17 protein-coding genes are annotated in these 23,723 nt (G+C 71.6%); 7 read left to right on the forward strand and 10 right to left on the reverse strand.

The genetic code is table 11. The features are described 5' to 3' along the window. Positions 1-75: 75 nt before the first annotated feature. Both LLS1_RS14655 and LLS1_RS14660 read left to right on the forward strand, forming a co-directional pair. Entirely contained in the window at positions 76-1,101 is a 1,026-nt protein-coding gene (locus LLS1_RS14655; protein WP_223359093.1) for an aldo/keto reductase, read from the forward strand. Positions 1,102-1,176: 75 nt separating this feature from the next. Next, the gene (locus tag LLS1_RS14660; protein ID WP_226656644.1) at positions 1,177-2,529 is read left to right on the forward strand and encodes an MFS transporter; all 1,353 of its coding nucleotides are present in this window, start codon (positions 1,177-1,179) and stop codon (positions 2,527-2,529) included. Here the strand turns inward: LLS1_RS14660 and LLS1_RS14665 are convergent. Next, entirely contained in the window at positions 2,498-3,190 is a 693-nt protein-coding gene (locus LLS1_RS14665; protein WP_226656645.1) for a VIT1/CCC1 transporter family protein, read from the reverse strand. The two genes, LLS1_RS14660 and LLS1_RS14665, sit on opposite strands and share 32 nt — an antisense overlap. Before the next feature lie 60 nt (positions 3,191-3,250). Between LLS1_RS14665 and LLS1_RS14670 the strand changes: the two genes are divergently transcribed. Beyond that, positions 3,251-3,829, forward strand: coding sequence for a GNAT family N-acetyltransferase (locus tag LLS1_RS14670; RefSeq protein ID WP_226656646.1), 579 nt, complete (start codon positions 3,251-3,253; stop codon positions 3,827-3,829). Between the two features lie 77 nt (positions 3,830-3,906). Here LLS1_RS14670 and LLS1_RS14675 read toward each other — a convergent pair whose 3' ends face one another. The 7 genes from LLS1_RS14675 to LLS1_RS14705 form a co-directional block, all read right to left on the reverse strand. Continuing rightward, complete coding sequence (locus tag LLS1_RS14675) at positions 3,907-7,398, reverse strand: fibronectin type III domain-containing protein (protein WP_226656647.1); 3,492 nt, start codon at positions 7,396-7,398, stop codon at positions 3,907-3,909. A 293-nt stretch (positions 7,399-7,691) separates the two neighbouring features. Continuing rightward, on the reverse strand, positions 7,692-9,434 hold the full coding sequence (locus tag LLS1_RS14680; protein ID WP_226656648.1) for a serine hydrolase: 1,743 nt from the start codon (positions 9,432-9,434) through the stop codon (positions 7,692-7,694). Beyond that, positions 9,431-10,714, reverse strand: coding sequence for a diaminopimelate decarboxylase (gene lysA / locus LLS1_RS14685; RefSeq protein ID WP_226656649.1), 1,284 nt, complete (start codon positions 10,712-10,714; stop codon positions 9,431-9,433). Before lysA ends, LLS1_RS14680 begins: the two co-directional genes overlap by 4 nt. A 16-nt stretch (positions 10,715-10,730) precedes the next feature. Continuing rightward, positions 10,731-12,194 (reverse strand): FGGY-family carbohydrate kinase, encoded by a 1,464-nt coding sequence (locus LLS1_RS14690; protein WP_226656651.1) that lies wholly within the window; start codon positions 12,192-12,194, stop codon positions 10,731-10,733. Positions 12,195-12,231: 37 nt separating this feature from the next. After that, positions 12,232-13,578: an aspartate aminotransferase family protein gene (locus tag LLS1_RS14695; RefSeq protein WP_226656653.1), complete on the reverse strand. Its 1,347-nt coding sequence runs from the start codon at positions 13,576-13,578 to the stop codon at positions 12,232-12,234. A 77-nt stretch (positions 13,579-13,655) separates the two neighbouring features. Beyond that, the gene (locus tag LLS1_RS14700) at positions 13,656-15,158 is read right to left on the reverse strand and encodes a M17 family metallopeptidase (RefSeq protein ID WP_226656655.1); all 1,503 of its coding nucleotides are present in this window, start codon (positions 15,156-15,158) and stop codon (positions 13,656-13,658) included. Then, the gene (locus LLS1_RS14705) at positions 15,158-16,801 is read right to left on the reverse strand and encodes an ABC transporter substrate-binding protein (RefSeq protein WP_226656657.1); all 1,644 of its coding nucleotides are present in this window, start codon (positions 16,799-16,801) and stop codon (positions 15,158-15,160) included. Before LLS1_RS14705 ends, LLS1_RS14700 begins: the two co-directional genes overlap by 1 nt. A gap of 113 nt (positions 16,802-16,914) precedes the next feature. Between LLS1_RS14705 and LLS1_RS14710 the strand changes: the two genes are divergently transcribed. The 3 genes from LLS1_RS14710 to LLS1_RS14720 are packed head-to-tail and all read left to right on the forward strand — an operon-like array spanning position 16,915 to position 20,619. After that, entirely contained in the window at positions 16,915-17,871 is a 957-nt protein-coding gene (locus LLS1_RS14710) for an ABC transporter permease (protein WP_223359082.1), read from the forward strand. A 31-nt stretch (positions 17,872-17,902) separates the two neighbouring features. Next, positions 17,903-18,856 (forward strand): ABC transporter permease, encoded by a 954-nt coding sequence (locus LLS1_RS14715; RefSeq protein WP_226656659.1) that lies wholly within the window; start codon positions 17,903-17,905, stop codon positions 18,854-18,856. Further along, positions 18,853-20,619 carry an ABC transporter ATP-binding protein gene (locus tag LLS1_RS14720; RefSeq protein ID WP_226656661.1) on the forward strand — a complete coding sequence of 589 codons (1,767 nt, stop codon included), beginning with the start codon at positions 18,853-18,855 and terminating at the stop codon, positions 20,617-20,619. The genes LLS1_RS14715 and LLS1_RS14720 overlap by 4 nt, the downstream gene beginning before the upstream one ends. A gap of 13 nt (positions 20,620-20,632) precedes the next feature. Here the strand turns inward: LLS1_RS14720 and LLS1_RS14725 are convergent, their stop codons facing one another. Continuing rightward, positions 20,633-21,487, reverse strand: coding sequence for a GntR family transcriptional regulator (locus LLS1_RS14725; RefSeq protein WP_223359079.1), 855 nt, complete (start codon positions 21,485-21,487; stop codon positions 20,633-20,635). Positions 21,488-21,543: 56 nt separating this feature from the next. Here LLS1_RS14725 and LLS1_RS14730 point away from each other — a divergent pair, with 56 nt between their 5' ends. Next, positions 21,544-22,269: a glucosamine-6-phosphate deaminase gene (locus LLS1_RS14730; protein ID WP_226656663.1), complete on the forward strand. Its 726-nt coding sequence runs from the start codon at positions 21,544-21,546 to the stop codon at positions 22,267-22,269. A gap of 24 nt (positions 22,270-22,293) precedes the next feature. On the opposite strand, the gene LLS1_RS14735 is transcribed toward LLS1_RS14730, so the two are convergent. Continuing rightward, complete coding sequence (locus LLS1_RS14735; RefSeq protein ID WP_226656666.1) at positions 22,294-23,640, reverse strand: YibE/F family protein; 1,347 nt, start codon at positions 23,638-23,640, stop codon at positions 22,294-22,296. Positions 23,641-23,723: the final 83 nt, after the last annotated feature.

Below are 23,723 nucleotides of genomic sequence, written 5' to 3' on the forward strand. Positions count from 1 at the left end.
GTTCCGATTCTCCGATCCTACGACACCCCGGCCTCGCCCGGTGCCGCGATCTCGAACCGTCAGGAGCAGGACAGCATGCAGTATCGAACCCTCGGCCGCACCGGCATCCAGGTCACCCCGTACGCGCTCGGCGCGATGATGCTCGGGTCACTGGGCAACCCCGACCGCGCGGAAGGCGTCCGCATCATCCATCGCGCGCTCGACGCCGGCATCAACTTCGTCGACACGGCCGACCGCTACGGCGACTCGGAGGAGGTGGTGGGCGAGGCGCTCAAAGGCCGCCGCGACGACGTCGTGCTCGCCACCAAGTTCTGGGGCCCGGTCGACGACGACGTCAACCACCGCGGTGCCTCCCGTCGGTGGATCGTGCAGGCCGTCGAGCGCTCGCTGCGCCGCCTGCAGACCGACCACATCGACCTCTACCAGCTGCACCGCCCCGATCCGGCGACGGACATCGACGAGACGCTCTCCGCGCTCACCGACCTCGTGCGTCAGGGCAAGGTGCGCGCGATCGGCAGCTCGTCGATGCGCGGCTCCGAGATCGTCGAGGCGCAGTGGATGTCGGAGCGGCGCGGCTTCGAGCGCTTCCGCACCGAGCAGCCGAACTACTCCCTCCTCGACCGGGAGATCGAGCGCGAGATCCTTCCGGTCGCGCAGCGGTACGGGATGGGCACCCTCGTCTACAGCCCGCTCGCCGGCGGCACCCTCACCGGCCGCTATCGCGCGGGCCAGGAGAACGACAATTTCCGCTCCGCCCGCACCGGCATGCGCCACTTCCGCGACGAGCGCCGTCTCGCGGCGGTGGAGGAGCTCGTCGCGCTCTCCGAAGACGCCGGCGTGAAACTGACCCACCTCGCGATGGCCTTCGTCATCGCCCATCCGGGTGTCACCTCCGCCATCGCCGGCCCACGCACGATGGAGCAGCTCGAGGACACACTGGCCGGCGTCGACGTCGCCCTCTCGGACGAGATCCTCGACCGGATCGACGCGATCGTGCCGCCCGGCGAGAGCATCGGCGCGATGGACATGGTCTACCGCGGGCCGGAGGTCGGCGACGCGACCCTGCGTCGGCGACCGGCTGCGGAGCGGTCGGCGCAGTAGCGGGCGATGCGGAAGCCGGCGACGACGACGACGACCAAGCAGTCCACTATGCGACCACTCTGATACCATCGGTCGGTGCCGCCCACCCGCGCCGCAGCCGCGCGCTACATCCTCCGCTCGCGCCTCCTCCGCGGCGCGTTCATCAGCCTTGTCATCTCGGGCATCGGCATCTCGGTCACCGCGCCGCAGATGACACTGTTCCTGGTGCGGGAGCTGCACCTCACGGATGCCCTGGCCGGCCTGTACTACCTGACCAACCTCGCCGCGCCGATCGCCGGCTACGTGGTGGGCTCGCTGTCCGACCGGGCGGGGTCGCGGCTGCTGGTGTTCCGGTTGTCGGCTCTCGCCGGCTTCGCGGGCTGGGTGCTGATGGCGTTCGCCACCCAGACGTGGATGCCGTTCGCCATCAACATCCTGCTGCTCAGCGTGGCGGGCGCGGGTGCGGCGCAGCTCCAGGCGGCCGTACGCGACGAGCTGGACCGGCATCCCACCCCGGTCGACAACCAGGTCGTCGCGCTGACGCGCATGGCGATGGCCTTCGGGTGGATCATCGGGCCGGTGATCGGCGCGACGCTCGGCGCCGTGCTCGGACTGCGGCCGCTGCTGCTCGCGACCGGCGTCAGCCTCCTCCTGTCGATCGTCCCGCTGATCGGCGCGGGCCGGGCGGCGCCGGTCCCGGGCGCCGCCCTGGTGGCGGCGGCCGAGCCGGAGCCCGATGCCGGTCTGCCTCCCGCCCCGGCGCTCACGCGCACCGCGCCCATTCCGACCGGCGCGCCACGGACCCACTCGATGGTCCCGCTGCTGCTCTTCACCGGCATCTACGTGCTCATCATGTGCGGCGAGACCGTGAAGCTCGCCTACCTCCCCCTCTACATGGACGGCGACCTGCATGTCAGTGCGGCCGTGCGCGGTGCGATCATCGGCTTCCAGCCGCTCGTCGAGGTCGCGCTCATGCCGCTCGCGGCGCTGATCGCCGACCGGGTGGGCATCGCCCGCGTGCTCCTCGCTGGTGCGGTGATGGCCGTCGGCGCGCACGCCTGCTACGCGTCCGCCGACGCGATCGAGCCCCACCTGCTGCCCCTCATCGCCGGACAGGTGCTGATGGCCGGCGTGATCGCGACGTTCGGCGTGCTCGGCGTCACGGTCGCGCAGCGGTTCCAGCCCGCGCGGGTCGGGATGGCCTCCAGCGTCTTCCTCAGCTCGTACGCGATCAACGCGGCCGTCGGAGGATTCGTCGGCAGCATCGGGACGGCCTGGCTGGGCCTGCCCCACCTGTTCTGGATCCCGGGGGCGATCGCCGCGGCCGGCGGCATCGCTCTGGTGACGCTGAACGCGTTCGTGCCGCTCGACCGGCTGGGCGAGGAGGTGCGCCGGCCGGCCGCGCCCGGACGGTCCCTCAGAAGATCAGCAGCCCCGCGAGGAAGCTGATCCCCAGCGTCCCCACGCCCACCGTGAGAGACCGCGTCATCGTCCGCAGCACACCGGTGCGCCCGCTGCGCGCGCTGACGACGGACGTCAGCACCAGCGATGCGATCACCGCGACCAGCACCGCCCACGCCTCCAGCTTGCCCGGCACGAGGACGGTGATCAGCAGCGGGACGAGCGCCCCCAGCACGAACGCGGCGCTCGCGCTCACCCCGGCCCAGACCGGCGCCGTGCGCGCCATGACCTCCCGGATCCCGTGCTCCGCCTCGAGCTGCGCGCCCAGCGCGTCCGCCGCCGTCAGCTCCTCGGCCACCTGCCGCGCCACCGCGGCGCTCACTCCCTTGCGCTCGTAGTACCCGGCCAGCTCGACGACCTCCTCCTCCGGGCTCAGCTCCAGCTGCGCAGCCTCCTCCCGCGCCACCCGCAGCTGCGCCTCCCGCTCCGCAGCCTCCTCCGACCACTTCGCCCCGCCCAGGCTGAGGCCACCCGCGATGGTCGCGACCACCGCAGCCGTCAGCAGGGTCGCATCGCTCGCTCCGGCACCCGCGAAACCCTCCAGCACACCCGCGGTCGCGATGATCCCGTCGTTCGCGTCGACGGTCCAGGAGCGCAGAGAGGCCGCGTCGGTGACCGCGGAGCGGAGGCGGGCGAGGACGGTGGGCATGGGACATTGTGGCATGGGCACGGATGCCTGCCACGTGGACGCTCGGCTAGCGTGATCCTCATGCCGATGTTCCCGATCACGACGGAGCGGTTCGCGCTGAGCCCGCTGGCGCAGCAGGATCGCGACGCCTTCGTCGACTACCGCCGGGTGCCGGATGTGGCCCGGTGGCAGTCGTGGACGCCGACCTATTCGACCGACGACGCCGACGAACTGCTCGCCTCCCAGCCCGATGCGATCGTCCCGCAGTCGGGTCTCTGGCTCCAGGTGGCGGTCCGCGACCGCTCGACGGGTGCGCTCGTCGGCGACGTCGCGGTGCACGCCCTGCCCGACCAGCCGGACTCGTACGAGCTGGGCGTCACCATCGCCCCCGCGATGCAGGGGACGGGAGCGGCCGCAGAAGCGCTCCGCGGCCTCATCGCAGCCCTCTTCGGCGCGCTCGGCGCGCACCGCGTGTGCGCGACGACAGACGCACGCAACACAGCGGCCGCCCGCCTGTTCACCCGGCTCGGATTCCGCCACGAGGGACGCGCGGTGGAGGCCGACTGGTTCAAGGATGAGTGGACGAGCGTCGACAGGTGGGCGCTGCTCCGCGCGGAGTGCGACCGGCAGGCGCGGGGAGCAGGAACGCCGGCCGCGTAGCCGACGGGCGATCGATCAGGGGATCGAGCGGGCCCGGATGCGCTCGCGAGTGCGGAGCGCATCCGGGCCGACGCCGATCAGGCCGTCCGACGGCGGCGGTTGCGGGCTCCGAGCAGGGCGCCGGCGAGGACGAGGGCGACCGCGAAGCCTCCCGCGACCATCGCGCCGCCCGCACTCGATCCCGTGGACGCCAGACCCGTCTCCGCCTCCAGGATCACACCGGTGACGGCGGTGCGGAGCTTCCCGTCCGCCGAGAGGCCGTTGATCTGGAGGGTGTGCACCCCGGCGGGGGTGCTCGCCGGGATCTGGTACGAGGCCGCGAAGTCGCCCGTGCCGTCGACGACCGGCTGGCCGAGGAGGACCGGTGCGCTGAAGAGCCACACATCGGCGGTCGAGCCCGGCTTGAAGCCGGTGCCGGAGACGTGGACGGTGCCGCCGTGGGTGATCACGATGCGGCCCTGGGCGTCGAGCTGCACGGCGCCCTTGTCGTCCGCGCTGATCCGGATGGTGTAGCCGTCGCCCTGGAAGGTCAGGACGCCGTCGGCGCGTGTGACGGTCACGGTGACCTCCTTCCCGTCGATGTACATCCGGGTCTCGCCCGGGTTCAGCTCGGGGAGGGCCGTTCCCGTGCCCCCGGGGACCGCCACCGGGGAGACCTCGGCGCGCACCGATCGGACAGCGGTGGACGGCCCGGGCCCGGCCGCGTTCACCGCCCGCATCGTGAAGGCATAGTCCACGCCGTTGTCGAGACCGCCGATCACCAGCGGGCTCACGCTCGCATCGAACGGCACCCACGTCGTGCCGCCGTCCAGCGAGTACTCGTAGCCGGTCACCGGGGCGCCGCCGTCGTCCGACGGAGGAGTGAACGCGACGGTGAGGGTGTGGTTGCCCGGCGTGATCGAGGTGATGGCGAGCCCCGTGGCCGTGGTCCGCGGCGTCGTGGACGCCGGGTCGCCGGGAGCTCCGGCGCCGGCCGCGTTGATCGCGCTCACGCGGAACGCCGTCTCCGTGCCGTTCACCACGTCGTCGGCGATGTAACCGGTCGCGGTCGAGCCCGTGTCGGCGACCTGGACCGTCCAGGTCTTTCCGCCGTCCGTGGACTTCTCGATGCGGTATCCGCTGATCGGCGCCCCGCCGTCGGCGGCGGGCGCGGTCCACGCCAGGACGACCTGGTGGTCGCCGGGCGCCGCGGTCAGGCCGGTGGGGAGACCGGGTACGGTCCGCGGCGTGGTGGAGACGACCGCACCCGGCGCACCCGCGCCTGCCACGTTGACCGCGCTCACGCGGAACCGCGTCGTGGTGCCGTTGACGAGCGAGCCGACCGTGAAGGTGGTGGCGGTGCTGCCGGTGTCGGCGACGACACCGGTCCACGTCGTGCCGTCCGACGACATCTCGATGCCGTAGCCGGTGACCGGTGCACCGCCGTCGTCCGACGGGGCGGTCCAGGAGAGCACCGCCTGCCCGTCGCCGGGCTGGACGGCGAGGCCGGTCGGCGCCCCCGGGACGGTCCGCGGCGTCGCGACGGCGACATCGCTCGCCACGCTGGCGCCGCCGACATTGATCGCGGTGACCCGGAACGAGGAGCGCGTGCCGTTCGTGAGCCCGGTGGCCGTGTAGGTCGTCGCGGTCGATGCGGTGTCGGCGACGAGGGTCGTCCATCCGCCGGTCGCAAGCATCTCGATGCGGTACCCCGTGACCGGTGCACCGCCGTCGTCGGCGGGAGCCTGCCACGACAGCGCCACCTGAGTGTCACCCGGCTGGGCGGCGAGACCGGTCGGCGCCCCGGGCGCGGTGCGCGGGGTCGCGGACGACGGCGAGCTCGCCGCTCCGGCACCGGCGCCGGTGATCGCGCTGACCCGGAAGCGGGTGTCCACGCCGTTGGCCAGGCCGGTCACTGTATAGGCGGTGTCTGTCGACCCGGTGTCCGCGCTCGTCCAGGTGAGGCCGCCGTCGAGCGACCACTCGATCCGGTAGCCGGTGAGGGCGGTCCCGCCCGTCCAGTCAGGTGCGGTCCAGGTGAGGACGGCGGATGCGGCGCCCGGCTCCGCCTGCAGCCCGGTGGGCGCGTGAGCGACACCGGACACCGGGACGGTGATGTCGACGGCGAGCTGCTTCGTGTCGGACTTGCCGTCCGCGGTCACCGTCAGGGTGAACGCGTCGGCCGCGCTCACCATCGTCGAGTCGATCGCGGTCGCGTCCGGGACGAAGCGGTAAGCGCCGGTGGCCGAGTTCAGGTACAGCGTGCCGAAGGCACCGGCGCGTGCGGTGTCGAAGCCCGCCACGGCGGAGTTCGCCACGCCGCCGGCGATGCCGTAGACGAGGCCGGTGCTGTCGGGGTCGGTGCCGGTGAGGGTTCCGTTCTGCACCGCGAAGGTCTCCGGCGCAGCTGCGGTGTTGGTGTAGGCGACGGCGGTCGGGGAGGCGAGCGTCGGCGGATCGTCGACCGGCTGGATCTGGACGCCGGGCTGCGTGTCGGTCGCGGTGGTCCCGGTGGTGTCCTTGACCGTCACCGTGAGGGTCTGCGGAGTCGTCGGCGGGTTCGTGGACGTGTTCTTGTAGAGCAACCGGTGCGCGATCTCCTGAGCGGCGGCATCGGTCGCCTTCTTGCCGTAGACCCGCACGTTGTCGATGAACAGCGACGCGCCGGCGGCCTTGCCGCACGTGAAGTCGAAGGTGCCCGCGACGAACACGAAACGGTAGTCGCCGTCCGCAGGGATGGAGGCGTTCACGGTCGCCCACGCGGTGTCGCCGGTGCCGACACCGGTCGCGTCGAGCACCGGCGTCGTGGCGCCGGTGTCGGAGTTCAGGATGTAGCCCAGGACGTCATAGGCGTCGTCGCCGTGGAACGCGCGCCAGTCGAAGTAGATCTGGTCGCCCTTCGAGGCGGGGAACGGGTCGCTGTAGACCGCCGGCCCGTGCACGACGTCGCAGCCGGCCAGGGTCGTCATTCCCACCGACGACAGCGAGAGGCTCGACTTCCCATCGGTGAACTGGGTGGTGTCGCGCTTCACCGTGAGCGTGCCGAGCCGGGACGGCACGTTGTTGTCCTGGTTCGTCGGCGGCCCCTGCGGTGCGGCGACGCTGCCGGACGGGTAGGTGCCCGTCTCGAGCGACGGATAGCCCGCGATCGGGGTGACGCCGAGGTCGACCTGCTGAGTGACGGGCGTCCAGCCGGTGATGCCGTCCTCGAAGCTCGAGTTGGAGAACGGGCTCGTGAAGTTCACCCGGAGGTGACCGTTCGTCCCATCGAGCTTCTCGTCGACCGAGCCGATGATGTCGGCGGTGGTGCCGTTGCCCCGATAGGCGATGCCGTCCACGATCGAGATCGCGCCGTCCACCGTGCTGGGCGACGCATCGCTCTGCAGCGAGAGGAGCGCCGACGCCGGGTCGCCGTTGATCTGGAAGTCGATGTATCCGCCGCCGTATGTGGAGGGGCTTCCCGAGTCGCTCGTGATCGTCACGTTCTGGCCGATCGGGACGGGTGCCCCCTGCTCGGTGTAGGAGATGGGCGTGCCGGAGCCGCCCACGACCGGGGCGGCCGCGGCGGCGAGCGGCCATGCGGACGCCATCAGCGCTGCCGCGCCGAGACCCGCGAGCAGGCGCCGGCCGATGCGGGCGTGTCTCGGGCGGGAGGACGAACGGGTGGGGATTCGGGCAGGTTCGGGTACGGAAATGTCTGGTGTCATCTCGATCTCAGCCGTGTCGGGTGCGGGCAGGAGGGAATGCGCGGGTCACCACGACGCGCGAGATGCGCCGGACGTGACGGTGTGTGCGATTCCCTGCTCCGACGTTATCGATACCGGCGGTGCGCGGAGTATGCCCCAGTTGGAGTGGCCCCGGTTCGGGGGACCTGAGAGATCTCTCAGGCGGTGAACGACCGGGAGTACCGGCATCCGTCGCGGTCGACCCAGGCGCAGCCGCCGTCGATCACCGGTCCGACACGCAGGATCTCGGGTGCGGCCGGGTCTTCGCCGATGCGGAACGCCCCGCCGCCCAGCGGGACGAGCGCGTGGTCCTCCGCGGGAGCCTCCACGCCTCTCGGAGCGATGAGGACGAGCCCGGATCGGCGCCGCACGATCCTCAGGTGGGGGTACCAGGGGGTGTACGAGCGGTAGTGACCGGGCACCGCTGCGATGTCATGCCCGCTGGGGAGCGCCGGACCAGCCGCGGGGTCGGGTGCGCCCCCGGCCCCGTGCTCCGGCCGGAACTCCTCCGCACCCCAGGTCCACGCCGTGCCGTCGAACACCAGCGCGAAGCGTCGCAGCTCCGGCAGGGTCGTGAGACACCGGGCGCCCCACGTCCACCGCAGCGCTGCCGAACGGCCGTCGAGGACGACGTCGTGGCCGTCGCCGGCCGCCAGGACCTCGAGCCGCCGCCCGTCGGTGCCGTGGAACACCCCGAGGGCCGCGGCGGGGAGAGCGGGCGGCCGCACGGTCACGTGGGGGCCGGGACCGCGGGCGCTCGACGGACGCGCCCACCGCACTCCTGAGAGCCCCTGCTGCTCCGCTCCCGGGCCACCGCGCTCGAACACCGCGTCGACCGAGCGCGCGAGGGCCTCCGCGACCGGGCTGTCCCCGTCGGCGTTGGTCAGGACGACGACGGCCCTGCCCGCGGCGGGGTCGGCGAGCAGGAACGACGCGAAGCCCACCATCCCTCCGCCGTGGCTGAGCACGGGACCGCGGGGCGTCTGCTCGACATTGATCCCGAGACCGTAGCGGCTCCACTCCGGAGCAGCCGTTCCAGGGAGGACGAGCACCTCCTCGCCCTCGGGAGCGAGCGTGCCGGTCATGGCGGCGAACGACGACCGCTCGAGGACGACGCCCGCGTCGCCCGCGCCCTCGCGGAGGAGGACGCGGGCCAGCGCCGCGAGATCCGCGACCGTGGCGGCGATGCTGCCGTCGCTTCCCGCGGTCTCGATCAGGGGTGCGGCCACCAGCGGATCGCCCGGACGCCACGGCAGGTCCTCGGCGAGCGGCTGGTGACCGGAGGCGAGCCGGCCGGCATCGGCGGAGGTGATGACCGGAACAGCGTCGACCATCCCCGCCGGCCGGAAGACCTGCTCCCGCACCAGCTCGGGCAACGGGCGGCCGGCCGCGGAGGACGCCGCCAGGCCGAGGAGGAGATAGCCGACGTTCGAATAGTGGAAGCGCGAACCGGGAGCGCCCGGCGGCACCGGGGACGCCTCCGCGTATGCCGCGATCTGTGCGCGCTCGTCGGGCAGCGCGTCGACGCTGCCCACCAGGCCGGCCGTATGAGTGAGCAGGGTGCGCAGCGTGATCGCCGGGTCGCGCAGCGGCGCAGGCACCCAGGGCAGCGCCTCCCCGATCGGCTGCTCGAGCCGGAGTCCTCCCGCGGCGATGGTCTGGAGCACGACCATGGCGGTCGCGATCTTGCTGATCGACCCGATCTCGAGCAGATGGTCGCTCCGCAGCGGGACGCCGCGCGCGAGGTCGGCGTAGCCGGTGACGTGCTGCCACACGACGCGCTTGCGGTCCGTGACGGCGATGGCCACCCCGGGAACCGCCCACTCGCGCGCGATGCGCTCGACGACGGCGCCGGCTGCCGCAGCTGCGGGAGCCGGCCGGCCTCCGCGCCGCCCGGTCACTCGCCGGCCCCGAGCAGTTGCTCGCGCCGCAGCAGGTCGTCGAACGTCTCGCGGCGGACCGCCAGCCGCGATCGTCCGTCGTCGCAGAACACGACCGGCGGTCGCAGCGCGGCGTTGTAGTTGTTGGACATCGTGTAGCAGTACGCCCCCGTGACCGGGACGGTGAGGAGGTCGCCGACCCGGGGGCTCACCACGCGGACGCCGTTGGCGAGATAGTCGCCCGACTCGCAGTGCCGTCCGACGACATCCACCGTCTCGGCGGGTCCGGAGCGGTCGATGACGGAGGGGGTGAACGCCTGGCCGTAGAGCGAGACCTCGAGGTTGTCGCCCATCCCGCCGTCGACGGCGGCGTGCACCCGTCCACCGTGCTTGACCGTGACGATGCGATACGCCGTCACCCCGCTGCGGGCCACCATCGACCGGCCGGGCTCGACGAGCAGCTCGACGTCCCGGCCCAGGTGCCGGTGCACCGCTGCCACCACACGGTCGGCGTACTCCTCCACCGACGGCGCGACGTCGTCCGACACGTAACGCACGCCGAGCCCGCCGCCGAGGTCGTACACGCCGAACCGTTCGAACGCGGCCAGTGCCTGCACCTCGGCCTCGAACTGGTCGAGGTCGAGCAGCTGGGAGCCCACGTGGGCGTGCAGGCCGCGCAGATCGAGCATCGGCTCGCGACGGATCGCGGCGATCGTGTCGGCGACCTGCGCCGGCGGAACCCCGAATTTGGATGTGTCGTGCCCGGTCATCATCGCCGCATGGGTGTGCGCCTCCAGCGACGGGCTGACCCGCAGCAGGACCGGCACCGGCTCGGTGGCGATGCGCGCGATGCGCTCCACGTCGTCCAGGTTGTCGATCACGATGTAGCGCACGCGGGCGTCCACGGCCGTGCGGATGTCGTCGTCGGTCTTGGCGTTGCCGTGGAAGACCGCGAGAGCCGGGTCGGCGCCGGCGGCGAGCGCGAGCCGCAGCTCCCCGGCGGCCGCGGTGTCGGTGCCGCAGCCTTCTTCGGCGACGACCCCGATGACCGAGGCGGAGGGGAAGCTCTTCGAGGCGAACAGCACCAGGGATGCGGGGTGCCGGTCACGGAACGCCTGCACGTACGCTCGGGCACGCCGCCGCAATGCGCCTTCGTCGATGAGGTAGGCGGGTGTGCCGTACCGGTCCGCGAGATCCGCGACGGCGCACCCGCCGATGAGGAGCCGCCCGTCGTCGTCGAGTCGGGTGCCCTCCGGGTACAGGGTCAGGTCGATGTCGGCCGGGGTGAGGGTGTCGTTCATGGTCTCCTCCGCAGAGTCAGGCGAGGCGGGCGCGCTGGGCGAGTCGCGCGCGTTCGTGGCGTTCGTAGCGTTCGGTCCAGGCGGCCACGCCGGACGGCTCCGGGCGCACGGCGACGAAGGCGTCACGGCGCACGGCGGATTCGTCCGTCCAGCCGAGCGCGGAGCGCCCGGCCAGCAGAGCCGCCCCGAGTGCGGAGTGGTCCTGCTCTCCGGGGTCGTGGAGCACCGTGCGGCCGCTCGCGTCGGCGAGCGCCTGGCGAAACGCGCGGGAGGAGCCGCCCCGTCCGCTGACGACGACGGGCCCGGCGCCGGCGCCCTCCGTCTCGGCGAGGGCCGCCAGACAGCGCCGGGACTCGGCGACGATCCCGGCGATCAGGCCGCGGGCGATATCGGCGCCGGTGGTCCGCAGGGTGAGGCCCTCCACGGCGCCGAACAGCGTGGGATCCCAGAGGGCGCCCTGCTCTCCGGGCGACAGGTACGGGAGCACCAGCGGCGCGTCGAGCAGGGAACCCTCGTCGGCGAGGGCCATGACGGCGGGTGCGCCGCCGCTGACCCCGAGCAGCCCCGCCAGCCAGGACAACGCGGAGCCCGTGGCCATCAGATCCATCTCGAGACCGTAGCCGTCGTCGGCCATCGGCGTGACGAGATACCGCCCCTCGGGGTCGGGATCGGCGGAGGCCGACCAGCCCAGGATCACCGTGCTCGTCCCGGCGATGTAGGCGACGGTCCCCGGCGAGCGCACGCCGAGCCCGTAGGCGCCGAGGACCGAGTCGGCGGCTCCCAGCACGACCGGGAGTCCGGGCCGGCAGCCCCAGAGCGCGGCGAGCTCGGGTCGAAGCGGCACCGCGCTGATCGCCGCGGCGACCTCTGGGAGCCGATCGGCGGCGACGCCGGCGGCAGCGAGCACGGCGGCGTTCCAGCCACCGCGGAGCGCCCAGCCGCCCGTACCCGCCGCGGTGCTGGGATCGGTGAGGAGGCGCCCGGTGAGTGACGAGAACAGGAAGTCCTTGGCCCCCGCGATCGTCGTGTCCTCGTGAACGCCCCCGCGCGCGAGTCGGGCGTGCATCGGCAGCAGGTACCGGCCGTCGAGACGCTGTCCCGTCGTCCGGTAGACGGCGGCCTCCCCCGCTGCCGCCGCGATGCGTCGACCGTCCGGATCGGCCCGGCCGTCCTCCCAGGTGATGGCGGGGGCGATCGGCCGGCCCGCCGGGTCGAGCTCGACCAGGGTGGGGAGCATCGCCGAGAGGGCGAGTGCCCCCCACCGGGTCGGGTCGGTCTGTGCCGCGAGGTCCGCCAGCACGCCGTCGCGGGCGCGGATCCAGTCGCCGGGATCCTGCTCGGCGGCGTCCGGCTCGGGGCGGCGGGTCGGGTAGGGCATGGCGGAGCGGGCGACCACTCCGCCATCGCGGGAGACGGCCAGCGCTTTGGCGCCGCTCGTGCCGAAGTCGAGTCCGATGGACAGCTCGCCCTGGTCCGTCACTCGTGTCCTTTCGCCGTCGTCTCCCGGTGCGCCCACTCTAGAACTCGCGCGCGACCACGCTCAGGGCGTCCTCCGCGGCGTTCAGCGTCGCGTCGATGTCCTCGTCCGTGTGCACCAGCGAGACGAACAGGTTCTCGAACTGGAGCGGGTGGAACAGCACGCCTCGCACCACCATCTCCTCGTACCAGCGGGTGAAGATGTCTTCGCGCGCGTGCGCTGCCGCGTCACGCCAGTTGCGGATGGGCCGATCGGCGAACCAGAGCTGGAAGACGGTCCCGATTCCCTCGACGTAGGCGTCAACGCCCTTCGCCGTGGCGATGGTCTCCAGCCCCCGGGCCAGGCGGTTGCCGAGGGCGCGCTGGCGCTCATAGAGGCCCGGCTCGGAGAGCACGTCCATCGTCGCCGAGACGGCGGCGCACTGGACGACGTTGGCGTTGTAGGTTCCGGAGTGCGAGTAGGTGCCGTCGGCGATGAGGCGCATCGCCTCGGTGGTCCCCCCGATCGCCGCGACCGGGAACCCGCCGCCGATGCCTTTGGCGAAGGTGACCAGGTCGGCGTTGACGCCGAACCACTCCTGGGCGCCGCCTCGGGCGAACCGGAATCCGGTGATGACCTCGTCGAAGATGAGCAATGCGCCGTGCTTCTTCGTCTGCTCGCGCAGGAGTTCGAGGTAGCCCGGCTCCGGGAGGATGCAGCCGGTGTTGAAGACGGCGGGCTCCGTGAGCACGGCGGCGACTTCGTGCCCGCGGGTCTCCATCAGGGCGATGAAGCTCTCCGGGTCGTTCCAGCTGAGCACGACGAGCGTGTCCTGCAGTTCGGCGGGCACGCCGCCGCCCATCGCGACCGGGCGGGGGTGGTCGATCGGGCCGGCGAGCGCGGGGTCGACGTGGTTGGACCAGTACACCGTGTCCTGCCAGCCGTGGTAGTGGCCCTCGAAACGGACGATGAGCCGCCGACCGGTGGTGGCGCGGGCCAGGCGCACCGCCGTCCCCACCGCCTCCGAGCCGGAGTTGGTGAAGCGCACCTGGTCGATCCCCGGAACGGCGGCGACGACCTTCTCCGCCGCTTCGATCTCGAGCTCGTACGGCAGGCCGAAGCACGTTCCGAGCTCGGCGATCGCGTCGGTCACCGCCTGGGTGACCTGCGGGTGGCGGTGGCCGAGGATCATCGGGCCGAGGCCGAGCAGGTAGTCGATGTACTCGTTGCCGTCGACATCGCGCAGGCGCGACCCCTGCCCCTCCGCCATGAAGAGCGGGTACGGCTTCCAGCCGTTGCGCGGGAGGCGGGCGGTGCTGCCCGCGCCTCCCGGGATGGTGACCTTGGCCCGCTCGAAGAGCGCCTTCGTCGCGGTGGTGCGCTCGGCGAACGCAGTGGTGAACGTCATCTCCGACCTTCCTCTGGAAGCTACTTGTTATACAGAGTATATAGACATGCCTCGGAGAATAGCCACCCGCCTCGGGGTCACTCCCCCTGGGAGACGAGCAGCTCGATCAAGGCACGCACGGGAGTCGCCGTCGGGCCGGCCGGCCACGGCGCGGCGTCCCGCTCGAGCCACGCGGAGGAGCCGTTGTCGATGTGCACCCACGGCACGTCCCCGACGAATGCGCGCAGGTAGGTCGCGGCCAGCTGACCCGTGTCCGGCCCCTCGACCGACGTGTTGGCGATGTCCGCCACCCGGGATGTCAGCAGCTCGGCATACGACTCGTGGAGCGGAAGCGACCAACCGGGGTCGGCGGCCGCCCTCCCCGCAGCGAGCACCTCCTCCGCGAGGACCGCCGACGTCCCCCAGCACCCCCAGAAGGCCGTGCCGACCGCCCCCGAGTCGGTCAGCGTCCCGACATCGATCACGCGCGCGGGCCGTGCGGCGACGAGCCAGGCCAGAGCGTCGGCGAGCACCAGCCGCCCCTCGCAGTCGGTGTCGACCACCTCGGTCGTGCGCCCGTCCGGGTGCCGCACGACGTCTCCCGGGCGCTGCGCCCGGCCGCCCGGCATGTTCTCCGCCACCGGGAGCACGGCGTGCAGAGGGCCGGATCCGCCGAGCGCGGCTGCGGCGATGACCGCGGCGGCGACCGCGGCAGCGGCGGCCATGTCGGTCTTCATCCACGAGATCTCGCCGAGATCGCGCTTCAGGTTGAGACCGCCGGAATCGAACGTGATCCCCTTGCCGGCGAGAGCGGTGACGAGGCCGGAGCCGTCAACGCGCAGCTCGATCACGAGCGGCGGTTCCACGCTCCCGCTCCCCACACCCAGGGTCCCGCCGAACCCGCGCTCGGCGAGCGTCGCCTCGTCCCACACGGAGATCGAGACCGCGTCCCCCGCGCAGTCGGCCGCGAAGGACGCGACGGCGTCGGCGAACGCCCGGGGCCCCAGGAGGTTGGGCGGCGTCTCCACCACCGTGCGCACCCAGGCGACGGCGTCGGCCGCGATCCGTGCCCGGTGGAGGATGCGTGCGGCGTCGGCGATCCCCGTGGTCGCGATCACGCACTCCGCCTCAGCACGCGCGACGAGGGGCGCGCCCTCCCGCCGATAGCGCCAGGCCCCCGCAGCGTGCCCCTCGGCGACGAGCCGGAGGCCGGCGGCGTCCGGCACCTCGAGGCCGAGCAGCGAGACGATCGCGCCGTCGGCCGCGCGGGACGCGGCGAGCGCCGCCCCGAACAGGGCGTCGCCGGACAGGACCCGCCCGGGCGGGAGCTCGCCGATGTCGACGACCACGACCCGGCGCACGGCGCCCGCCGACGGCACGGCGACCACGCCCGTCGTGAAGGTCGAATGCTCCCGCGGAAGCGCCGCCCCGGCGAGCGCGACCACGTCGACGCCGAGCAGGCGCGCGGCGGCCGCCGCACCCGCCCCTCCCGCGAGCCCCCCTTCCGAGCGGCGCACCGCGACCGCGAGAGCAGCCTCCGGCCGGGCGGCGAGCGTCGCGGCGATGCCATCGACGTCGATCGCTGCGATCGTCGTCGCCATCACTTGACCCGGTGGACGCCGAGGAGCGTCTGCGTCGACAGGTTGTTGACGGAGCCGACCAGCGGCGAGAGCAGGAAGCCCGTCCACTTCGGGGAGTGCGCCTCGACGACGTTCTGATTGACGAGCGCGATGTAGGGCCGGTCGTCGAACGCGATCTTCTGCATCTGGTCGATGATCGCCTGCCGGGCCTCCCGGTCGGGGGCGACCGCCTGCTGGGCGTAGAGGGCGTCGTAGGCGGGGTTGCAGTAGCCGCTGTCGTTGTTGTTCCCCCATTGCGCGCACGTCAGCACGCTCAGCTGGAAGTCGGGGTCGACCGGCGGGATCCAGTCCCACATCGCGAGGTCGAACTCGTCGTAGGTGTTGCCGGGACCGTTGATCGCGGTGGTGGCCGCATCGGTGTCCATCTTGCGCATGGTCAGCTTGACCCCGGCCTGCTGGAGGTCGTTCTGGATGATCTGGAACATGCGGTCCCCCGCCCCGTTGATCTCGGTCGGGAAGATGACGTCGTAGGCCATCGGGTGGCCGTCGGCGACGCGGATCCCGTCCGATCCCTTGGTGTAGCCGAGCGAGTCGAGGATGGCGTTGGCCTTGGTGAGGTCGAACGGAAGCCCGTGGATGGAGTCGTCGTGCCAGCCGCTGGCCGGCGAGACGATCGTCGACCCCGGTGTGGCCAGGCCGAGCCAGGCGGTCTTGACCATCGACTCCCGGTCCATCGCGTACTCGAACGCCTCCCGCACCTTCGGGTCGAGCAGCTCGGGGTGGTTCTTCTTCTTCGGGTTCGTGTTGATGATGAAGTCGTAGAACCCGACCGACGGCGCCGTGTCGACGACCATGCCGGCCTTCTTCAGCGACGCGACCGCCGTCGCCGGCGTGGACTCCCCGATCATGTCGACCTGCCCCGTCTTGAGGGCGGTGACCATGGCGTCGTCGTTGGCGAAGAACTGCAGGCCGAAGCCGGTGATCGCAGGCTTCGTCTTTCCCCACCACTTCGGGTTGGCCTGGAAGAGCGCGAGCTGGTCCTTCTTGTACTGCGTGAGCTCGAACGGGCCGCCCGAGACCATCGGCGCACCGTTCTGGAAGGAGGTGATCTCCTTGCCGTCGCCGGCGGCGAGCTTCTTCCAGACGTGCTCGGGGAGGATCGGCAGCTGCTGGAGCTGCGCGAGCACGTTCCCGACCGGCTGATCGTAGGTGACCGCGAGGGTGTGGTCGTCGGTGGCGACGGCGGACGTCATGTGGTTGACGAAGCCGGCGAGCTGGCCGGTCGGACCGTCCTTGTGCGCGATGATCATCGACATCGTGAAGGCGGCGTCCTCGGCGGTCAACGGCTTGCCGTCCGACCAGGACGCGCCGGTGACGGTGTCGAAGGTCCAGGTCTTGCCGTCCGCGGAGGTCGACCACGAGGTCGCGAACGACGGGACGAGGGAGAGATCCTTCGTGTCGTACTCGGTGAGGTGCGGATAGACGTACTCGTAGACGACGCTGCTGTAGTCCGAGCTCGACACGAACGGGTTCAGCGAGTCGATCGTGGCGCTGGCGCCGATGCGCAGGACCGTGTCGCTGGATCCGGACGGGGAGCAGGCCGTCATCAGCCCCGCGGTCGCCGCCAGAGCGGCGGCCGCGGCCAGGGCGCGTATTACCTTCATGTAAACCTTCCCTCGTGAGATCGCTTTTTCGATTCCGGTGCTCGGTTTCACACTCTTATTGCGCTTAGTATGATGACCACCACCGCGAGAGGTCAAGCTCGGAAGGAGACCGGATGCGAGGGTACGTCTGGAAACGCTCGCTCTTCGCCGTCGTGACGATCTTCGTCGCGTTGACGATCAATTTCGTCCTGTTCCGCGTGTTGCCGGGCGACGCCGTCACCCGGATCTCGCGCGTCCCCAACGCGTCCCCGGCGCTCAAGCACGCACTCGAAGTGGAGTTCGGGCTGGACCAGCCGATCTGGCGGCAGTACCTCCTCTACCTGCAGCAGCTGTTCCAGGGCAACCTCGGCGTCTCGTTCGCCAACCGTCAGCCGGTGGCGGAGAACCTCTGGCAGGCGTTCGCGAACACGCTTCCGATGGTCACCGCGGGCACCGTCATCGCCATCGTCCTCGGCATCGGCGTCGGCGTGTTCTCGGCGGTGCGGCGGGGCACGATCGGCGATCATCTCTCCACCAACCTCGCGGTGGTCTTCTACGCGTTCCCCACCCAGTTCCTCGGCATGATGATCCTCATCCTGTTCGCGGGCGTGCTGCCCTCCGTCGGGATGAACGACCCGTTCGCGATCGCCTTGTCACCGGGCGAGCAGTTCGTCGACACGCTGCGGCACATGATCCTGCCGGTGCTGACGCTGGTGCTCACCCTCTACGCCGAGAACGCGCTCATCGTCCGTTCCGCGATGCTCGAGACGCTCGGCGCGGACTACGTCCTGACGGCCCGGGCGAAGGGCCTGCCGCGACGGCGCATCATCTCGTCCTACGCACTCCGCAACGCCGCGCTGCCGACCATCACCCAGATCGCGCTCTCGCTCGGCGCGATCGTGAGCGGCTCCATCCTGGTCGAGGTCATCTTCTCGTGGCCCGGCATCGGCCGCGCCCTCTACAACGCCGTCCTGCAACGCGACTACCCGATGCTGCAGGGCGGCTTCCTCTTCATCACGGTGACGGTGGTGCTCCTGAACTACCTCGCCGACCTCGTGTATTTCCGCCTCGACCCCCGGGTGTCACGATGACGCGGAGGCAGCGATGACCAAGGAGACGACGATGGGAACTCCGACCGGTACCACTCCGCGCGCGACCCGGACGCGTTCGCGCGGAGGCGTCTGGGCCGAAATGGCGCGCTCCCTGACCACCGCCCCCGCGATCGTCGGCATCGCGATCATCGCGCTCTTCGTCGTGCTGGCGGTCGGGGCGGACCTCCTCGCGCCGTACAGCACCACCGAGCCGAGCTGCGCGGTGTTCGCGCCTCCCTCGTTCGAGCACTGGCTCGGCTGCGACGACGGCGGGGTCGACGTCCTGAGCCTGGTGCTCCTGGGTGGCCGCATCTCGATGATCGTCGGGTTCACGGCCGCCGTCATCGCGATCGTGATCGGCGCGCTGTTCGGCATCCTGTCCGGATACTTCGGCGGCATCACCGACGTGATCCTGATGCGCATCACCGACTACTTCATCGTCATCCCGCAGATCGTCCTGATGATCGTCGTCGCCACCGTCTGGGGGCCGAGCCTCTGGCACGTGGTGCTGGTGATCGGCTTCCTGATGTGGACGAGCACCGCGCGCATCGTGCGGGCGCAGGTCAAGACGCTGCGGGAGCGGGTGTCGATCCGCCGGGCGGAGTCGATCGGGGCGAGCAGCCCCCGCGTGATCCTGCGGCACATCCTGCCGCAGCTCGGGCCGCTGCTCATCGCGAACGCCGTGCTCGCCGTGACGCTCGCGATCTTCAACGAGACGGCCCTCGCCTTCCTCGGGCTCTCCGACCCGACCGCGGTCACCTGGGGGACGATCATGGAGCACGCGTTCGAACGCGACGCGATCAGCACCGGCGCGTGGTGGGCGATCGTGCCGGCCGGGATCGCCGTCGCCCTGCTGATCATGGGCTGCTACCTCCTGGGCAGCGCCATCGAGGACGCCCTCAACCCGCGGCTGCGCTCCTCGTATCTGTCGGTCAGGACCTGGCGCTTGCGACCACTCGTCGGTCGCGGGAAGGACGCACTATGACGGGCGACGCGCTCGAGATCCGGGATCTCAACGTGTGGTTCGACCCGCGCGACGGCCGCGGCGGCGAGCCCATCCACACGCTCCGCGGCATCGACCTCTCCCTCGCCCCCGGCGAGCGGGTGGGCCTCGTGGGCGAGTCCGGCTGCGGGAAGACGACGACCATCCTCGCGGCGATGGGCCTGCTGCCCGTCTCGGCGACGGTCTCGGGCTCCGTGCTCGTGGGCGGCGAGGATGTGATCGCCCGTGGCGAGGCCGGGATGCGCGCCCACCGATGGACGGACATCGCGATGGTCTTCCAGGGCGCGATGAGCGCCTTCAACCCGGTGCGCACGGTCGGCTGGCAGATCCGCGAAGCGCTCGAGGTGCACAAGGTCGCCACGGGCAGGGCGGCGGTCGCACGCACACGGGAGCTGCTGCGCCAGGTCGGCCTGCCGGACGGCACCGATGCACGCTACCCGCACCAGCTGTCGGGCGGCATGAAGCAGCGCGCCGTGATCGCGATGGCCCTCTCCTGCGAGCCGCGGGTGCTGCTCGCCGACGAGCCCACGACCGCGCTCGACGTGGTGGTGCAGGATCAGATCCTCCAGCTCCTGGTCCGGCTCTCGCGCGACCTCAACCTCGCACTCGTGCTGGTGACCCACGACCTCGGCGTGGTCGCACAGGCCTGCACCCGGGCCGCCGTCATGCGGGCGGGCGAGATCGTCGAGGAGGGAGACGTCGACGACCTCTACCGTCGCCCGACGCACCCCTACACGCGCGAGCTCTTCGAGGCGACGCCCAACCTCTACGACGTGACGCAGACCGAGCGCGCCTCCGACGGAGGCGACCTGCTGCGGGTGAGCGACCTCCGTGTCGTCTACGGGCAGAAGGCCCGCCGATCGCGACGTGGTGCCGCCCCCGGCGCGATCGACTTCGCCGCCCCGTCCCCGGCGCCGATCGAGACTCCGACCGAGAGCATCGCCACCGGGCGGCTTTCGTCGGACGAGACCGCCATCGCCGACGCCGACGAGAGCGCCACGACCGCGTCGTCCGCGGCCGTCGACGGGATCGACCTCGTCGTGCGCGAGGGCGAGCTCGTCGCCCTCGTCGGACAGTCGGGCTGCGGCAAGACCACCACCCTGCAAGCCGTGGTGGGGATGCAGCCCGCGACATCCGGCTCCATCCGCATCGACGGCACGGAAGTGACCGGTCTGTCACCACGGCAGTGGCGGCCCCTGCGCCGAGACGTCCAGCTCATCTACCAGGACCCGTACGAGGCGCTCGACGCGCACCTCCGCATCCAGGACCTCGTCATGGAGCCTCTGCAGGTGCACCGCATCGGCTCCTCGAACGCGGAGCGCCGGGCGCTCATCGCAGAGGCCCTCTCCGATGTCGGCCTGGACCCGGAGGTGTACGCGACGCGCTTCCCGCACGAGCTGTCGGGCGGTCAGCGGCAGCGGGTGGCGATCGCCGCCAGCCTCGTGCTGCGGCCGCGCCTCCTGCTCGCCGACGAGCCGGTGTCGATGCTCGACGTGTCGGTGCGCACGGGCGTGCTCCAGCTGCTCGACCGGCTGCGGCGCGAGCACCGGATGGGCATCCTGATGATCACCCACGACCTCTCCACAGCGGCCGCCTACGCGGACCGGATCGTGGTGATGCGCGCCGGGAGGATCGTCGAACAGGGCGACCCGTGGCAGATCGTGAACGATCCGCGAGAGCCGTACACGCGGAGGCTCCTCGAGAGCGTTCCGAGCCCGGACCCGCTGCGGCGCAATGCGTCGTGAGCGGCCGGGCCGATCAGTCGGCGCCGGCGGTCGCCGGGGCTCCGAGCGGGCGCACCGCCCAGCTCCCGTCGCGGTGCGGCTCGACCAGGCGCTGCCGAGACGTCCCCGAGACGTAGAAGACGAAGTCGTGCGCGGGGTAGGTCTGGCGGAAGCTGTCGAACGCGACCCCGTCGGCCCCGAGGCTGACACCGCGGATGCGGACCACGTTGTCCTTGGCCGAGAGGCCCAGATGACCGCGCTCCCAGGAGGTGGGCTCGTCGACCTCGATCGCCTGCTCGACGAACTCGTCGGTGTAGCCGTACCGGTCGGCGAGCAGCTCGTAGAGCGAGCCGCCCGCGGCCAGATGGGCCTCGTCGAGCGACGGCACGAGAGACAGCGGGAGCACGGCGGTCTCGAGGACCTTGGGGGTGCTCCCCAGACGACGCAGGCGGGCGACCTCCCACACCGGAGCACCGGGTTCGATGCCGAGCGCGGTCGCGTGCTGGTCGCTCGGGATGCCGACGAGCATGCTCACCAGCTCGGTCTCGAGGTGCACGTCGTCCCCCGACGGTCCGCGCAGCGTCTGCAGCAGGGCACCCGGTCGCGACGGCTCGCTGACGATGCGTCGCGGGGCGACGAAGGTGCCGACGCCCTGGTGCCGCACGATCTTGCCCCGGTGGGTGAGCTCGTCGAGAGCGCGCCGGACCGAGATCACGCTCACCCCCGCCAGCTCGGCGAGCTCCGCCGTGCTCGGCAGCTGGTCCCCGGGCTGGAGGTTCTGGTCCTGGATCAGGTCGATCACCAGATCGTAGACGTACTGGTATCGGAGCACGCGCTTCTGCCCCCCCGGGCGGGATCCGTCGTCGTTCGTCTGCGCCTTCGCTGGCACTGCTTCCTCCGGTTCTCAACCTGTCAAGTCACACATCATACAAGGAATGAAGACACATGGAACTGATCGTCGTCGCGGACCCGGAGACGCTCGCCGAGAGCATCGCGGACCGCATCGCCGCCACCATCGCGTCGGCTCCCGCCACGGTGCTCGGGGTCGCGACCGGATCGAGTCCGCTGGGGGTGTACCGTGCTCTCGCCCGTCGTGTCGCGGGCGGCCTCGACGTCGCGAACCTGCGGGCATTCGCTCTCGACGAGTACGTGGGCATATCGCCCGACGATCCCCGCAGCTACGCCGCGACGCTGCACACAGCCTTCGCCCGCCCGCTCGGCCTCTCCCCCTCCGCACTGCACGTCCCGGATGGTACTCGCCCCGACCTCGACGAGGCCTGCGCCGACTACGAGCGTGCCATCGCCGATGCCGGCGGAGTCGACATCCAGCTCGCCGGCTTCGGCGCCAACGGGCACCTCGCCTTCAACGAGCCGGGCTCCCCCGCCGACTCCGTGACCCGCGTGGTCGACCTCGCAGCGCGGACCCGGAGCGACAACGCACGATTCTTCGATCACCCCGACGAGGTTCCGCACCAGGCGATCACGCAGGGCGTCGGAACGATCCTGCGGGCGCGCTCGATCATCGCCGTGGCCACCGGGTCCGCGAAGGCGGAGGCGGTCGCCGCCGCGGTGGCCGGACCGATCGACGCGGCGTGCCCGGCCTCGTTCCTGCGTCTGCACGAGGACGCGGTGGTGTACGCCGACCCTGCGGCGGCAGCACTCCTGCCGTGACCGCGGCCATACGGACCGCCCCGTTCAGTACTCGCGGCGCGGAGCCTCCGGGACGGCCGGCCGGGGCATGAAGGCGTACCAGCGCAGGCGAAGGGCATCCCACGCGCTCCGATCGCTCACCACGACCTCCCTCGGCACCAGCAGCGCTGCGATCGCGGTGGTCGCGGGCACCGCGAGCACCAGACCGATGCCGCTGCACAGGGTGCGGACCACCTCGGCTGCGAGGTCCTCCTGCGACAGGAGGCTGAGAGCGGGGCGATCGTAGAGGTAGAGGACGATCAGGACCACCATCGCTGCGCCCGCGTAGGCGAACGCGATCGTGTAGATCGTGGAGGCGATGTGGTCGCGGCCGATGCGCATCGCGCGGAGGTAGAGCTGACGGCGGGTCAGCCCGGGCGACGCCGCACGCAGCTCCCAGACCGCCGACGCCTGTGTCACCGTGACATCGTTCAGGACCCCGAGCCCGGCGATGACGATGGCGCACGTCAGGAGGCCGCGGAAATCGATCTGGGTGACCCCGGCCAGCAGACCACCCACATCTCCCGTCACGCCGGTCAGGTGCGTGGTCGTGACGGCGAGCTGCGCGATCCCCGCCGTGACCGCGATCCCGAACAGGGTGCCGAGGAGCGCGGCGCTCGTCCGTATCGAGAGGCCGTGCGCGAGGTACAGGACGACGAACATGATGGCGGACGCGCCCACCACGGCGACCGCCAGCCCGGGCCTGCCCGAGATGACGGCGGGCAGCACGAACTGGACCAGCACGAACGCGCTGAAGCCCAGGGCGATCAACGACATCAGCCCGCGCAGCAGCCCGACGACCACCACGATCACGACGAAGACGATCACCCACACCAGGAGGGAGTGGTCGCGCACGACGCCGTTGACGGTGACCCCCTGCACCGTCGAGGGATCCGCCGAGCCGGACCCGGCTGCGGACGAGGCCGAGGCGGGCGGGACGACCAGCTCCAGCTCATCCCCGACGTTCAGGCCCGCGCTCGCCCACGGCCACAGCAGCGGCAGCGAGACGGCTTTCCCCGCGTGCGCTCCGTCGAGCAGCCTCACCGTCGCCATCCGGCACACTCGGGTGTCGCCGGGTGCCGATCCCGTGGCACTCGCGTCCGACGAGAAGTATCCGGGGCAGTCCTTCGACAGGGCGGTGATCCGTCCCGTCGGGAAGGTCGTCCCCGGCGCCGCGAACTGGATGCTGGACCGCGCGTGCGCGACCGCCCCGCCATCAGGCCAGAGCAGAGCGAGCCCGGCGACCGTGGCCAGCCCGGCCGCGATGAGGATGGCGACCACGACGGTGCGCAGCGTGCGGCCTGCACGCGGCGTACCCGAGACACCAGGGGAACGGACATGGGCGTGCGACACGAGCGACCTCCGGAGACGGACGGGGACGTGCCAGAGTATCCGGCGGCGGCTGCCCGGCGCTCAAGGGACGATGGGAGCAGCGG

The organism is Leifsonia sp. LS1, assembly GCF_020521355.1.
Taxonomy (GTDB): domain Bacteria; phylum Actinomycetota; class Actinomycetes; order Actinomycetales; family Microbacteriaceae; genus Leifsonia.